This is a genomic window from Streptomyces sp. NPDC048275 (genome assembly GCF_040652275.1).
GTDB lineage: Bacteria > Actinomycetota > Actinomycetes > Streptomycetales > Streptomycetaceae > Streptomyces.
In genome coordinates this window covers 45344-58475 of sequence record NZ_JBEZLR010000024.1, presented here as the reverse complement: position 1 = coordinate 58475, position 13132 = coordinate 45344, and the positions used below count along the sequence as shown (strand labels likewise).

The 13132-nt window shown below is 71.2% G+C and carries 10 protein-coding genes; 5 read left to right on the top strand and 5 right to left on the bottom strand.

Features of this window, described 5'->3' with window-relative positions; genetic code table 11:
* Positions 1–204: 204 nt before the first annotated feature.
* On the bottom strand, positions 205–1590 hold the full coding sequence (locus AB0D57_RS17020) for a transcriptional regulator (RefSeq protein WP_362072485.1): 1386 nt from the start codon (positions 1588–1590) through the stop codon (positions 205–207).
* A 306-nt stretch (positions 1591–1896) separates the two neighbouring features.
* Here AB0D57_RS17020 and AB0D57_RS17015 point away from each other — a divergent pair, with 306 nt between their 5' ends.
* The 3 genes from AB0D57_RS17015 to AB0D57_RS17005 all read left to right on the top strand — a co-directional run bounded on the left by AB0D57_RS17015 (position 1897) and on the right by AB0D57_RS17005 (position 5073).
* Entirely contained in the window at positions 1897–2550 is a 654-nt protein-coding gene (locus AB0D57_RS17015) for a bifunctional DNA primase/polymerase (protein ID WP_362072483.1), read from the top strand.
* A 124-nt stretch (positions 2551–2674) separates the two neighbouring features.
* Positions 2675–3466 carry an ABC transporter ATP-binding protein gene (locus AB0D57_RS17010; RefSeq protein ID WP_362072481.1) on the top strand — a complete coding sequence of 264 codons (792 nt, stop codon included), beginning with the start codon at positions 2675–2677 and terminating at the stop codon, positions 3464–3466.
* Complete coding sequence (locus AB0D57_RS17005; protein WP_362072479.1) at positions 3463–5073, top strand: transporter; 1611 nt, start codon at positions 3463–3465, stop codon at positions 5071–5073. Before AB0D57_RS17010 ends, AB0D57_RS17005 begins: the two co-directional genes overlap by 4 nt.
* A gap of 269 nt (positions 5074–5342) precedes the next feature.
* Here the strand turns inward: AB0D57_RS17005 and AB0D57_RS17000 are convergent, their stop codons facing one another.
* Positions 5343–6272 (bottom strand): alpha/beta hydrolase, encoded by a 930-nt coding sequence (locus AB0D57_RS17000; protein ID WP_362072477.1) that lies wholly within the window; start codon positions 6270–6272, stop codon positions 5343–5345.
* An 810-nt stretch (positions 6273–7082) separates the two neighbouring features.
* Positions 7083–7775 carry a metal-dependent transcriptional regulator gene (locus tag AB0D57_RS16995; protein WP_362072475.1) on the bottom strand — a complete coding sequence of 231 codons (693 nt, stop codon included), beginning with the start codon at positions 7773–7775 and terminating at the stop codon, positions 7083–7085.
* A gap of 341 nt (positions 7776–8116) precedes the next feature.
* Here AB0D57_RS16995 and AB0D57_RS16990 point away from each other — a divergent pair, with 341 nt between their 5' ends.
* Positions 8117–8872, top strand: coding sequence for an SIS domain-containing protein (locus tag AB0D57_RS16990; RefSeq protein ID WP_362072473.1), 756 nt, complete (start codon positions 8117–8119; stop codon positions 8870–8872).
* Positions 8873–8901: 29 nt separating this feature from the next.
* Here the strand turns inward: AB0D57_RS16990 and AB0D57_RS16985 are convergent, their stop codons facing one another.
* Positions 8902–10302, bottom strand: coding sequence for a PAS domain-containing protein (locus tag AB0D57_RS16985; RefSeq protein ID WP_362072471.1), 1401 nt, complete (start codon positions 10300–10302; stop codon positions 8902–8904).
* A 668-nt stretch (positions 10303–10970) separates the two neighbouring features.
* Between AB0D57_RS16985 and AB0D57_RS16980 the strand changes: the two genes are divergently transcribed.
* Entirely contained in the window at positions 10971–12002 is a 1032-nt protein-coding gene (locus AB0D57_RS16980) for a 2-oxoglutarate and iron-dependent oxygenase domain-containing protein (RefSeq protein WP_362072469.1), read from the top strand.
* Positions 12003–12026: 24 nt separating this feature from the next.
* Here the strand turns inward: AB0D57_RS16980 and AB0D57_RS16975 are convergent, their stop codons facing one another.
* A complete protein-coding gene (locus AB0D57_RS16975) occupies positions 12027–13127 on the bottom strand; it encodes a citrate synthase 2 (protein WP_362072467.1) in 1101 nt (366 codons plus the stop codon).
* Between the last annotated feature and the right edge of the window lie 5 nt (positions 13128–13132).

The following is a 13132-nucleotide window of genomic DNA, read 5'->3' as shown; positions in this document are numbered from 1 at the left end:
GGTCCCCACAACCCGGTGCCACGCAGCACAGGACCTGACCTCTGTCCCCTGTGACAGGGGTAACGAATGGGCCCCTTCGTCCGCTGTATCAGCCTCCCCCCACGCCAGACCCCGCCGTTTCCCTCATGTTCACGCCGGCGCACGTCATACGTTCACACCCGCGCCCGCGCCCCTCTCACACCTCCACCGCGCTCCCGGCCGCGCTCACGCCGCCGTCTGCAGATCGAGTCGCGCTCCGAACTCCCGTACCACCGGCTCGTTCCGGTACGGCTCGAGTCGCTGCTGGAAGTCGTCCAGATACTCGGCGCCGCGGTTGGAGCGGAGCGTGCCGAGCAGTTCGACCGCCCGCAGGCCGGTGTGACAGGCCTGCTCCACCTCGCGCTGCTGGACCTGCGCGGTGGCGAGCAGCACATAGCCGATGGCCCGACGGCGGGCCCGCGACTCGGGATGCCCGGCGAGGGACTCCTCGGCACATCGCGCGGCCGCCTCCGCCTGCCCCAGGTCCCGGTGGCAGTGCGCCAGCTCGTCGGCGAGATACGCCTCGTCGAAGTGCGCGATCCACGTCGGGTCGTCCCCGGAGGCCGCGTCGGCGGACTCCAGCGCGGTGATCGCCCGCCCGGACGCCACCTGGGCGGCGTGCGCGTCGCCCAGCAGCGCATGCCCGCGCGCCTCCGCGGCGTGGAACATCGACTCCGCGCGCGGAGTGACCCGCCCACGCGCCCCCTCCTGCGCCGCGCGCGCCAACTGCGCGATCTCACGCGGGTTGCCGAGCTGCGCCGCCAAGTGGCTCATGGACGCGGCGAGCACATACGCGCCGTACCCCCGGTCCCCGGCCGCCTGGGCGAGCCGCAGCGCCTGGATGTAGTACCGCTGCGCGAGGCCTGGCTGCCCGGTGTCGATCGCCATATAGCCGGCGAGTTCCGTCAACCGGGACACCGCGGCGAACAGTTCGCGCCCGACCGCCTCCCGGTAGGAGCCCGCGAGCAGCCCGGAGACGACGCTGTTGAGGTAGTGCACGACGACCGGACGTACATGCCCGCTGCCGTACTGGTGGTCCAGATCCACGAGTGCCTGGGTCATCGCGCGGACCGCCGCCACGTCCGAGAGGCCCACCCGCGGCCCGGCCGCGCGCGCCACCTGCGAGTCCGGCCCGGAGATCAGCCAGTCGCGGCTGGGCTCGACGAGCGCGGAGGCGGCGACGGACGAGCCGGAGAGGAAGTCCCTGCGGCCGACGTCACTGCGCCACAGCTCACACACCTGCTCGATGGCACCGAGGACGGTCGGTGAGAACTGCAGCCCCACACCCGACGCCAGGTTCTTGCCGTTGGCCATGCCGATCTCGTCGATCGTGACCGTACGGCCCAGCTTGCGCCCGAGTGCCTCGGCGATGATCGCCGGAGCGCGTCCACGCGGCTGCTGACCGCGCAGCCAGCGCGCCACCGACGTCTTGTCGTAGCGCAGATCGAGACCGTGCTCCGCACCGCACATGTTGACCCGGCGGGCCAGCCCGGCGTTGGAACAGCCCGCTTCTTGGATGAGCGCCTGCAGCCGTTCGTTCGGCTGCCGCGCGACGAGAGGCCTTGCGGCCATGGCGTACCCCCTGTGGCTGCGGTGCCTGCCCACGCACCGAGTTGATGTGTCCTCATCGGCCGACCCCACCGAAAGAAGTCGGCCATGAAGATCAATGCCCCGCAGACATAACGAAGATGCGGGACATGTGAGGCTTGCCGGGGTAAAGGCGGTTGCCCGGCCCCTTCCTTGGTTACCCCGCCCCCGCTGCCGTTCCCCATGCGCGCCCCCGCCCATGCATCCATGCGCCCCAGGTGCGAAAACGATGCTCCTCCCCCGCGCATATGACGCCCGTAACCCAAGGTGGTCCCCAGAGTTGAGTTCTTCGTGGACAAGACCATCGCGAGGCCCGAGACCGCCCAGATCCCGAAGCAGCGCGGCGAATCGCTGCTGGACACCGCCGTGCGTTATGCCGAGGAGCGCCACTGGGACGTGTCCCCCGGCACCTGGCTGGAAGACGTCGACGGGGTGCAGTGCTGCTCCTGCGGCAAGGCCTCGTGCTCCACTCCCGGCGCACATCCGGCGCGCGAGGACTGGGCGACCCAGGCGACCGGCAGCGCGACCGTTGCGCGCCGCATGTGGTCGAAGCAGCCGACGGCGTCGATCCTGCTGCCCACGGGGCGTACGTTCGACGCGATCGACGTGCCCGAGACGGCCGGCTTCCTCGCGCTCGCCCGCATGGAGCGCATGGAGCTGACGCTCGGGCCGGTCACCTGCACCCCGGACCGGCGCATGCATTTCTTCGTGCTCCCCGGTGCGGCGGCGAAAGTCCCTGATCTCGTGCGCAAGCTGGGCTGGCCGCCGGCCTCGCTCGACCTCGTCACGCTCGGGGAGGGGTCGTATGTGGCGGCTCCGCCGACGCGGTTCGGATCTCGGGGTGCGGTGCAGTGGGCCTGCCGCCCGACTCCGGCGAATCGATGGCTGCCGGATGCGGAGGAATTGATCTCGCCGCTCGCCTATGCGTGCGGGCGGGATCGGTGACGGTGGCTCCGCGCCGTCTTCGTCCGCCGGTTCGCCGTGACTGATCGCGCCCACTCTGCGGTGCCGCAGAGTGCCGCAGTCCCGCACCCCTGAAGACCGGCCTGCTTGCCCTTAGGGTGCACACATGACCGAGCGAGCAGGGGCGGCTGCGCCCGCCGTACGCGTGCAGGGGCTCTGGAAGCGGTTCGGGGAGCAGGTTGCCGTCGCCGGGATCGATCTGGCGCTGCCCGCGGGGCGGTTCATCGGGCTCGTCGGTCCTAACGGGGCCGGAAAGACCACCACCCTCTCGATGGCGACCGGGCTGCTCAGGCCCAACCAGGGCACCGTCGAGGTCGTCGGCCACGACGTGTGGCGCGACCCCGCGGCGGTGAAGGCCCGGATCGGCGTCCTGCCCGAGGGCCTGAGGCTCTTCGAACGGCTCTCCGGACGTGAACTCCTCGCGTACACCGGCCGGTTGCGCGGCCTGCCCGGCGCCGAGGTCGACAAGCGCGCCACCCAGCTCCTCGACGTGCTCGACCTCGCGGGCGCCCAGCACAAGCTCGTCGTCGACTACTCGACGGGCATGCGCAAGAAGATCGGTCTCGCCGCCGCGCTCCTCCACAACCCCGAAGTTCTCTTCCTCGACGAGCCGTTCGAGGGCGTCGACCCCGTCTCCGCGCAGACCATCCGCGGTGTCCTGGAGCGCTACACGGGATCGGGCGCCACGGTCGTCTTCTCCTCCCATGTGATGGAGCTGGTCGAGTCGCTGTGCGACTGGGTCGCCGTCATGGTCGCCGGCCGCATCCGCGCCCACGGCCCGCTCGCGGACGTCCGCGGCAGCGCGCCCTCGCTCCAGCAGGCGTTCCTGGAACTGGTCGGCGCGCACGGCCGCGACGCCGGAGCCGACCTGGACTGGCTGGGCGGCGGGGCGCGATGAGCACCCCCGACGTCAGGGCTCCCGGCATCACACCGGTTGTCGTACGGCTGAAGCTGTCGCTCCTGCGCAACGGGCTGCGGCGGTCGGCCGGACGGCGGGCCGCGTACATCGCCTCGGCCGTCCTCGTCCTCCTCTTCGCCGCCCTCCAACTGCTCGGCCTGATCGCCCTGCGCGGCAACGCGCACGCCGCCTCCGTCACCGTCCTGCTCGTGGCGATCCTGGCGCTCGGCTGGGCCGTGATGCCGCTGTTCTTTCCCAGCGGTGACGAGACGCTCGACCCGACCCGGCTGGTGATGCTGCCGCTGCAACCCCGTGCGCTGGTCCGCGCACTGCTGGCTGCCTCGCTGGTGGGCATCGGGCCGCTGTTCACCTTGAGCCTGCTCGCCGGCTCCGTCATCTCCGTGGCGCACGGCGCGGCGGCGTACGTCACCGCCGTCGTCGCCCTGGTCCTGGCCCTGCTCGTCTGCGTGGCCCTCGCACGGGCCGTCGCGGCCGCCAACATCCGGCTGCTGTCCAGCCGCAAGGGCCGCGACCTGGCGGTGCTGAGCGGTCTCGGCATCGCGATCGGTGTGCAGTTGGTCAACTTCGGTGCGCAGCAGCTCGGTTCGTCGGGCGGACTCTCGCAGCTCGACCCGGCGGCGGACGTCCTGCGCTGGCTGCCGCCCGCGTCGGCGATCGGCGCGGTGGATTCCGTGAGCGAGGGGTCGTACGGGGTCGGAGTCGTCCAACTGGCCTTGAGCGTGGCCGCGCTGGTGGGACTGCTGGCGCTGTGGTCGCGGAGTCTGACCCGGTTGATGACCTCACCGGACGGGTCGACGCTGCAGGCGGCCGAGCCCGCGGCCCGGGAGAGGACGTCGACGGGCCTGAGCCGGCTTCTGCCCGCCGGGCGCACCGGGACCGTCATGGAGCGCAGCCTGCGGTACGTGTGGCGCGACCCGAAGACCAAGGCGGCGTGGGTGACCTCGCTGGCGATCGGTCTGATCGTGCCCGTCTTCAACGCACTGCAGGGCACCGGCTCGATCTACTTCGCGTGCTTCGCGGCCGGGATGCTCGGCATCCTGATGTACAACCAGTTCGGGCAGGACACGTCCGCGTTCTGGATGGTCGCGATGACGATCGCGTCCCCGCACGACGCGTACGTCGAACTGCGCGGGCGCGCACTGGCGCTGCTGGTGATAACCCTGCCGTACGCGACCCTCGTGACCGTCCTGACGACCGCGCTGCTCGGCGACTGGCCCAGGCTGCCCGAGGCGCTCGGCCTGTCCTTCGCGCTGCTCGGCGCGATGCTGGCCACCGGCGCGTGGTCCTCGGCCCGCTTCCCCTACTCGATCCCGCAGGAGGGCTACAAGAACGTGGCCCCGGGGCAGGCCGGACTCGCCTGGATCTCCGTCTTCGGCGGGATGGTCTCGGCGGCCCTGCTGTCCGCCCCCGTCATCGCGCTCACGATCTGGCTGAACGTGACGGCGGACGGGGACCGGTGGAGCTGGCTGCTGCTGCCGCTGGGAGCGGGGTACGGGGCTCTGCTGACGGTGCTCGGGCTGCGGCTGGCGGCGCCGCGAACGGCTCGGCGGCTGCCGGAGATCCTGGCGGCGGTGAGCAAGGGCTGAGCCGGGGTGTGCCCGGGTGAGCCTGGATGCGCCCGGGTGGGTCCGGCTAGGGCCTGTCCGGCGGATCATGCCGCAGACGCGGGGCCTGGCACGCCCACCTGCGGCGTTGTCGTCGGTTGCCGACTCCCCCACTCTCGGCTTCGCTCGAGCGGGGGGACCCCCATCGCGTCGACGCCCTCCTCCGCCTTGCAACTGCACGCACCAAGCCCCGCTCACCGGCGATTATCAGGCGCCGTTGCTTCCCTGCGACCTGATCCGCCGGACAGGCCCTAGCGGCTGGTGAAGACGCCGTCCAGGAACGGCTCGATCGCCGCGCGCCAGGCTTCCGGTTGGTCGTAGTGCACAAGGTGACCGGCGTCGGCCACCTCGGCGTACTGGCCGTTCGGCAGGACGCGGACCATCTCCTGGGACTCGGCCCGGCCGAGCTCGCCGTCGAGGCCCCGTACGACCAGCGCGGGGCACTGGACCTGCGCGAGCTCCTCCCAGTGGGCGTCGTACACCCAGGTCTGGCGGGACTTGAGCATCTCCTCGGGTTCGAAGACCGGGCGCCAGCCGTCGGCGGACTCGTGCATCACCTCGGCGTAGAACTCGCCTCGGGACGGGTTCGGGCGCTCCACCCAGGGGTCGTCCTCGCCGAACCACTTCCGTACGTCGGCGAGCGTGGCGAAGGGCATGGGCCAGGCCTTGAACCAGTCCTCCCACTCACGCTGAGACGCGGCGCCTAACGCCGAGGCCCGCATGTCGCAGATGATCAGGCCACGGACGAGGTCGGGGCGCTTGGCGGCGAGTTGCCAGGCGGTCAGCGCGCCCATGGCGTGACCGATGAGGACGGCCGGGCCGAGGCCGAGCTGTTCGAGGGCGGCCTCGGCGTCCTCGATGTACGCCTCGCGGGTGTACTCCGCCTCGGATGCCTTGTCGCTCTGGCCGTGACCGCGCTGGTCGAGCGCGACCGCGCGGTGCCGCTCGGAGAGCCAGCGGGCGGTGGACGCCCAGTGGGAGGCGCGGCCCATGAGGCCGTGCAGCAACAGCACGCCGGGGGGCGACGAGGTCCTGGAGAGTCCGTTCGTCGCGGGGTCGGTCCTGGAGGAATCAGCCTGGGAGGGATCAGCCTGGGAAGGAACAATCTTGGGAGCTTCCGCGAACTCCCACGCGGCCAGGCGAAGGCCCCCCGCGCCCGTCACTTCGATGCGCCGCACCATAGGTCTGGCACCCCCCTAGCTCGCTCGGACCGCTCGCTCCCGCTCGAGTCGACCGGTCCACTCGTACCGTTTCCTACCGCTGTCGTACCACTGCTCCTGCTGTTTGTTGCTCTACATGTAACCCGATATGCCCGTGCTTCGCCGCCACGTTATCGAATGGGCATTCGAAAATGGTCTTCTTGGCGAGAACACCCCTCGTACGAGTGACCACGCCCAAGGATTGACCGCCGCCGCCGAGGGGAGATCTTCAGCGGGAGGCGGACCGCTCGGGGAAACCGGTCCGAAGGGGATGACCCTGGGAGCTCGGGGCTCCGGGTCAGCACAGGGGAGGACAGGCCCCGGCGCCAGATGGCGCCGGGGCCCTCTCCATGTCTGCGGCACATCTTCCCGTCCCCCCAGCCCTAGGGTCATATGCCTCACGCGCCAGCCTCGCACGCAAACGGTCCCGGCGCTGCGATTCCGCACACTGTTTTTTGGTTTCGGTGACGTCGCGAAAACATCACAACTGCCAATGTGGTCACGGGAGTTGACGGAATTGAGATCGCCGGGTGACAGGTGAGCGACCTGGGGCTCCGGGCCGAACGCCGCGCCACGCGGCGGATGCCGAACGCCCCCCGCCCCGGCGGGCTCCCGGGAGCCGACCCCGGGGTTCGGCCGATGCCGGACCCCGCGGCCCGCCCCCGGGAGCTGCCCCTCGCGGGCCCAGGGCCGGATGCCGGCGCCGCGCGCCGAACACCGCTCGACACCACTCTTGTCCGTGCCTGCCGACCACCGGCCGTCCGCTCCCGCCCGGCGGCGATCAGCCGGACGTCAGCGCTTCGCGACGAACACGTGGGACGCGACCTCCGACTCCAGCTCCGCCGCCTCGCCACCGCTGCCGACGAGCACGCCGCCCGCCGACTCCGTCACGCTCACCACGGAGCCGGGCTGCACGCCCGCCCGCCGCAGTGTGTACATCAGCTGCGCATCCGTCTGGATCGGCTCGCCGATACGCCGTACGACCACGGTCTTGCCGTCCGAACCCGGGTCGAGCTCGGCCAGCGACACCATGCCCTCGTCCAGGAACGGGTCGGCGCCGTCCTTCTCGCCCAGCTCCTCCAGACCCGGGATCGGATTGCCGTACGGCGACTCGGTCGGGTGACGCAGCAGCTCCAGGACGCGCCGCTCGACCGCCTCGCTCATCACGTGCTCCCAGCGGCACGCCTCGGCGTGCACCTGCTCCCACTCCAGGCCGATCACGTCGACGAGCAGGCACTCCGCGAGTCGGTGCTTGCGCATCACGCGGGTGGCGAGGCGGCGCCCCTCCTCGGTGAACTCCAGATGCCGGTCGCTGGCGACCGCGACCAGACCGTCGCGCTCCATGCGCGCCACCGTCTGGCTGACCGTCGGCCCGCTCTGGTCGAGCCGCTCGGCGATCCGGGCGCGCATGGGGACCACACCTTCCTCCTCCAGCTCGAGGATGGTGCGGAGATACATCTCCGTGGTGTCGATCAGTCCGGACATACGTGCCCCTCGATTAGCTCTGCCGGAGGCTCGGTGGCTCACCGGCGTGTGCGCTGGCCCTGAACTCAATTCTGACGCATACCACCGACAACCGTGCCTCGCCGTCGAAACCACGCGGTGACAACTGCCGCCGCGGCGAGGCAGGCCCGGGGAAACCGCTCCCAGTGTCGCCCCTGCGGGCCGTATTGACACAGCACTGGTCCAGACCGCAACGTGATCCGCGACACGACGGACCACGGCTGTGCCGGACCGCCGGTTCAACCGCGAGACGCCGACAACAAGACACCGCCAAGACGACAGCGACAAGCCGACAGGACGCCGACCTCGAAGGGGCAGCACCGATGAGCGACAGCACGCCGGCCAGGCAGTTCCTGGACGCCGCGATCGACCTGCTGCAGCGGGTACGGGACGAGGACGCCGCGGCCGTCGAGGCGGCCGGAACCCTCATCGCCGACACCGTCGCGGCCGGCGGCCGACTCTTCGCCTTCGGCGCCGGGCACTCCTCGCTCGCCGCACAGGACGTCGTCTACCGCGCCGGCGGCCTCGCCCTGATGAACCTGCTCACCGTGCCGGGTGTGGTCGGCGTCGACGTCATGCCGGCGACGCTCGGCTCGGCCCTGGAGCGCGTCGACGGCCTGGCGAGCGCCGTCCTGGACTCCAGCCCGCTCCGCTCCGGCGACCTGCTCGTGATCGTCTCCCTCTCCGGCCGCAACGCGCTGCCCGTGGAAATGGCCATGAGCGCCCGCGCGCTGGGCGTACGCGTCATCGGTGTCACCTCGGTCGCGTACGCCACGGAGACGACGTCCCGGCACGTCTCGGGGACGTATCTGAAGGACCACTGCGACATCGTCCTCGACTCGAAGATCGCGGTCGGCGACGCGGAACTGACCCTCGACACCATCGAGGCCCCCTTCGCCCCCGCCTCCACGGTCGTCACGACGGCCCTCCTCCAGGCCGTCATGGCCACGGCGGCGGCCACACTGGCCGACCGCGGCATCGAGCCGCCCCTGCTGCGCTCGGGCAACGTCGACGGCGGCCACGAATGGAACGGCCGGGTGATGACGGAGTACGGGGACCGGATCTTCTACCGCCGCTGAGCCGACCGAGTCCTACGGCTGACCGAGCCTCACGTCTGCCCCGTCGGTCCCGCCGGCCCCGCCAACCCCTCCAGGTCCAGGGCCATGGCGATCCGCATGGCCACGTCCTCCGCGTACGTCGCGTCCGCACGCTCGAACTGGCTGCGCCCCGCCGCGCGCAGGAACGTCACGACGCCCAGCGTGCGCCCCCGGCTGCGCAGCACCGCGCACAGCGCGTGCACGGAGTCGGGCGGCCACTGGCGTGCCACGGCCCACTCCCGCGTCCGCTCGGGCGTGGACTCGGCGCAGCCGGCCCGCACGGACCCGGCCCGCTCCACGCACTGGAGGGCGGGATGCCCCTCGGCGTACCGCACGGGCAGTCCGGCCTTGCCGGTGAGCAGGCTCGGCCCCGGCGCCCCGGCGGGCGTGGCGGCGGCGCGTACGAGCCGTACGGGCCCCTCTCCGTCGACCACCGGTCCCCCCGCCACGCGGTCGATCAGCGCGTGATCGGCGAATCCGGCGAGCGAGAAGTCCAGGTGGACGGTGGCCGCCTCGCCCGGGTCCTCGCACTCGGCCGCGGCCCGCGCGGCCCGGTGCAGCTGGTTGGCCCGGAACCGCAGCAGCGCCGCCTCCTGCTCGGTCTGCTTGGCCTCGGTAACGTCCTGGAAGAGCCACCCGACACCCAGCGGAACCGGTTCCTCCGCAAGCGGCGAGGCAAGCCGCAGAAACCCGCTGCGCCAGCACCGGCGCTTCCCGCCCTCCGCCGACCGCACGGTCACCCACATCTCGGCGGGCGCGGGCGGCGCGCCCTCGGCCAGCACATGCGTCAGCGCGCCCTCCAGGTCCTCGACCCCCTGGGAGAGCAACTCCCCCAGGGGCCTCCCCAGAACCGCCGTACGCCCGCTCCCCAGGGCTCTGGCCGCGTGAGCGTTGACCACGGCGGGCCGCAGATCGGCGTCCACCAGCACCACGCCCCAGCTGGCGTCCTCGAACAGCGCCTCACTCAACGCAATGGACCGCTCGAGATCGATCTGCGCGTGCACCTCGCTGAAGGCGCAGTACACCCCCGCGGGCTTCCCGTCGGTCCCGCGCACGGCGGCGGACTGTGTCCGTACGAGCACCCGCCCGCCGTCCTTGGTGAGGAGGGCGAACTCATGCACCTGCCGCCCGGGCGCCTCCATGGCGGACAGCAGCCGCGCCTCGACCTCCTCGGCGTCCGCGGTCCGCACGGCCCACCCGGCGAACCCGTGCCGCCCCACCGCCTCGGCCGCGGTCCACCCGAGAATGCGCTCGGCCTCCCGATTCCAGTGGGTCACGACCCCATGGACATCGAAGGCGCACAACGCCGCGTCCATCCCGTCCAGCAGCGCGGCAAGAAGATCCGAACCATCCCGCTCGGGCTCATCCGGCCCCAGCTCGTCGGTGGTCCCACTACGCCGGGAAGCACTCACCTGGACCCCCTGCAGGCTGCGTCCGCACGTACGGCGCGACAGTTCGCTCACTCGCAATCATTCAACTCGAACGTGACCCAGCCCACACCAGGTTCCCCAAAGATTGGACGAAATCGTTGTACGCAGGAAAACCACTCCGACCCGATCCGGCGCTGCCACGACTATTTCGATAAATCGGTTGAGTCGCGTTCGATCGGTTCCTAGGCTGGGCCGCACGCTAGGAAAGGAGGTGATCCGGCAGATGTATGAGACCCGGACGAGCGAGGTGGCTGCGGGCTAGTAGCCCGTCACCACACGTAGTGCGGTGCCGGACCAGCGCGCGAGTTGAGCGCGCAGCCGGCCGAAATTCCACGCAGTCACCCGACCCGCGAGCTCGCCGGTACGTCCGGCCGGCTCCCCCGCCGTCAGGCGGGGGGACCCGAGCTCGCGGGTCGTCTGCGTTGTGCAGGGGTGTGAGGTGCGGCACCTGTGAATCGATGGACCCGCAGTACTCTGGAGCCATGCTTCCGCTGCTCGTTCGACGCCGTCACGTGGACTACGTCCGCGTCACGAGCATGGGCTGTCGGCCTTCCGTCTGACCCAGGCCCCCTCTTTCCCTTGGCTCCTGCTGGCGCCGCCCTCGTACCCGGCGGCTACCCGGGCAGCCGTACACCCTGCGGACGCACCCCATGACGAACACCTCGCTGCACACGCACGACTACCAGCAGCTTCCGATCATTGATCTCTCCGCGGCCGACCGCGGCCCCGAGGCCCGTGCGCTGCTTCACGCGCAGCTGCACAGCGCCGCCCACGACGTGGGGTTCTTCCAACTCGTCGGGCATGGGATCAGCGAGGGCGAGACCGCCGCCCTGCTCGACGCCATGCATCGGTTCTTCTCGCTTCCCGAGGCCGAACGGCTGGCTCTCGACAACGTCAACTCGCCCCATTTCCGCGGCTACACGCGGACGGGAGACGAGCTGACCGCCGGCAGCCGGGACTGGCGGGATCAGCTCGACATAGGGGCCGAGCGGGCTGCCCGGACACCCGGTGCCGGTGAGCCCGCCTATTGGTGGCTGCAGGGGCCGAACCAATGGCCCGACTCGCTGCCGGAGCTGCGGACCGCCGCGCTGGCGTGGATCGACCGGCTCAGTTCCGTCGCGGCGCGCCTGCTGCGTGAGCTGCTCACCGCCATCGGGGCGCCGGCCGACTTCTACGAGCCCGTCTTCGGGGAGCGGGCCCATCCGCATCTGAAGCTCGTACGGTATCCGGGCAGCGCGGGCGACGGCGCCGACCAGGGTGTCGGCGCGCACAAGGACTACGGGTTCCTGACACTGCTGCTCCAGGACCAGGTCGGGGGGCTTCAGGTGCAGCGGGAGGACGGAGTCTTCCATGATGTGCCGCCACTGCCGGGAGCCTTCGTGGTGAACCTGGGTGAACTGCTGGAGGTGGCCACCAATGGGTACCTTCTCGCCACGAATCACCGGGTCGTGAGTCCGCCCGGGGCCACCGAGCGGTTCTCCGTGCCCTTCTTCTACAACCCGCGCCTCGATGCCCGCGTCGAGCCGCTGCCCTTCCCGCACGCGTCCGCCGCGCCCGGAGTCACCGACGACCCGGCGAACCCGCTGTTCGCGGAGTACGGGTTCAACGAGCTCAAGGGCAAGCTGCGAGCCCATCCGCTGGTCGCCGCCCGGCATCACGCGGAGCTGCTCACACCCGCGTGAGCAGCTCCGGCAAGCACGTCGGTCTCAGTGTGCGATGTGCTCGTATCCCTTGACCTCCTGGGGCTTGCGCGGGCCGGGGCCCATATAGCGCGCGGACGGGCGTACGAGCCGTCCCGTGCGCTTCTGTTCCAGGATGTGCGCCGACCAGCCGGCCGTGCGGGCGCAGCTGAACATCGCCGTGAACATGTGTGCCGGGACCTCGGCGAAGTCGAGGACGATGGCCGCCCAGAACTCGACGTTCGTCGCCAGGACGCGGTCCGGGCGGCGGGCGTGCAGTTCCGCCAGGGCCGCTGTCTCCAGCGCCTCGGCGATCTCGTAGCGGGGGGCGCCGAGCTCGCGGACGGTGCGGCGCAGCACTCGCGCGCGCGGGTCCTCGGCGCGGTAGACCCGGTGGCCGAAGCCCATCAGGCGTTCGCCCTTGTCCAGTGCCTTCTTGACGTACGCCTCGGCGTCGCCGGTGCGTTCGATCTCCTCGATCATGCCGAGGACACGGGAGGGGGCGCCGCCGTGCAGTGGCCCCGACATCGCGCCCACGGCTCCGGAGAGCGCGGCCGCCACGTCCGCGCCCGTCGAGGCGATGACGCGGGCGGTGAAGGTGGAGGGGTTCATGCCGTGCTCCGCCGCGGAGGTCCAGTAGGCGTCCACCGCGGCGACGTGCCTGGGGTCCGGTTCGCCGCGCCAGCGGATCATGAAGCGTTCGGTGATCGAGTGCGCCTTGTCGATCTCGCGCTGCGGGACCATGGGCAGACTCTGACCGCGGGCGGACTGGGCGACGTAGGAGAGGGCCATGACGGCGGCCCGGGCAAGATCCTCGCGGGCCTGTGCCTCGTCGATGTCGAGCAGCGGCTTGAGCCCCCAGGCGGGGGCGAGCATGGCGAGCGCGGACTGGACGTCGACGCGGATGTCGCCGGAGTGCACGGGGATCGGGAACGGCTCGGCGGGCGGCAGGCCGGGGTTGAAGGCGCCGTCGACGAGGAGCCCCCAGACGTTTCCGAAGGTGACGTGGCCGACCAGATCCTCGATGTCGACGCCCCGGTACCGGAGGGCGCCGCCCTCCTTGTCCGGTTCGGCGATCTCCGTCTCGAACGCTACGACTCCTTCGAGTCCGGGTACGAAGTCGGACATCAGGC

What these genes read in the sequence shown, in the direction of transcription:
- AB0D57_RS16980 (WP_362072469.1), top strand. Translation starts at nt 10,971, where the DNA reads ATGACGAACACCTCGCTGCACACGCACGACTACCAGCAGCTTCCGATC.
- AB0D57_RS16995 (WP_362072475.1), bottom strand. Translation starts at nt 7,775, where the DNA reads ATGTCCGGACTGATCGACACCACGGAGATGTATCTCCGCACCATCCTC.
- AB0D57_RS17005 (WP_362072479.1), top strand. Translation starts at nt 3,463, where the DNA reads ATGAGCACCCCCGACGTCAGGGCTCCCGGCATCACACCGGTTGTCGTA.
- AB0D57_RS16975 (WP_362072467.1), bottom strand. Translation starts at nt 13,127, where the DNA reads ATGTCCGACTTCGTACCCGGACTCGAAGGAGTCGTAGCGTTCGAGACG.
- AB0D57_RS17000 (WP_362072477.1), bottom strand. Translation starts at nt 6,272, where the DNA reads ATGGTGCGGCGCATCGAAGTGACGGGCGCGGGGGGCCTTCGCCTGGCC.
- AB0D57_RS16990 (WP_362072473.1), top strand. Translation starts at nt 8,117, where the DNA reads ATGAGCGACAGCACGCCGGCCAGGCAGTTCCTGGACGCCGCGATCGAC.
- AB0D57_RS17010 (WP_362072481.1), top strand. Translation starts at nt 2,675, where the DNA reads ATGACCGAGCGAGCAGGGGCGGCTGCGCCCGCCGTACGCGTGCAGGGG.
- AB0D57_RS17020 (WP_362072485.1), bottom strand. Translation starts at nt 1,590, where the DNA reads ATGGCCGCAAGGCCTCTCGTCGCGCGGCAGCCGAACGAACGGCTGCAG.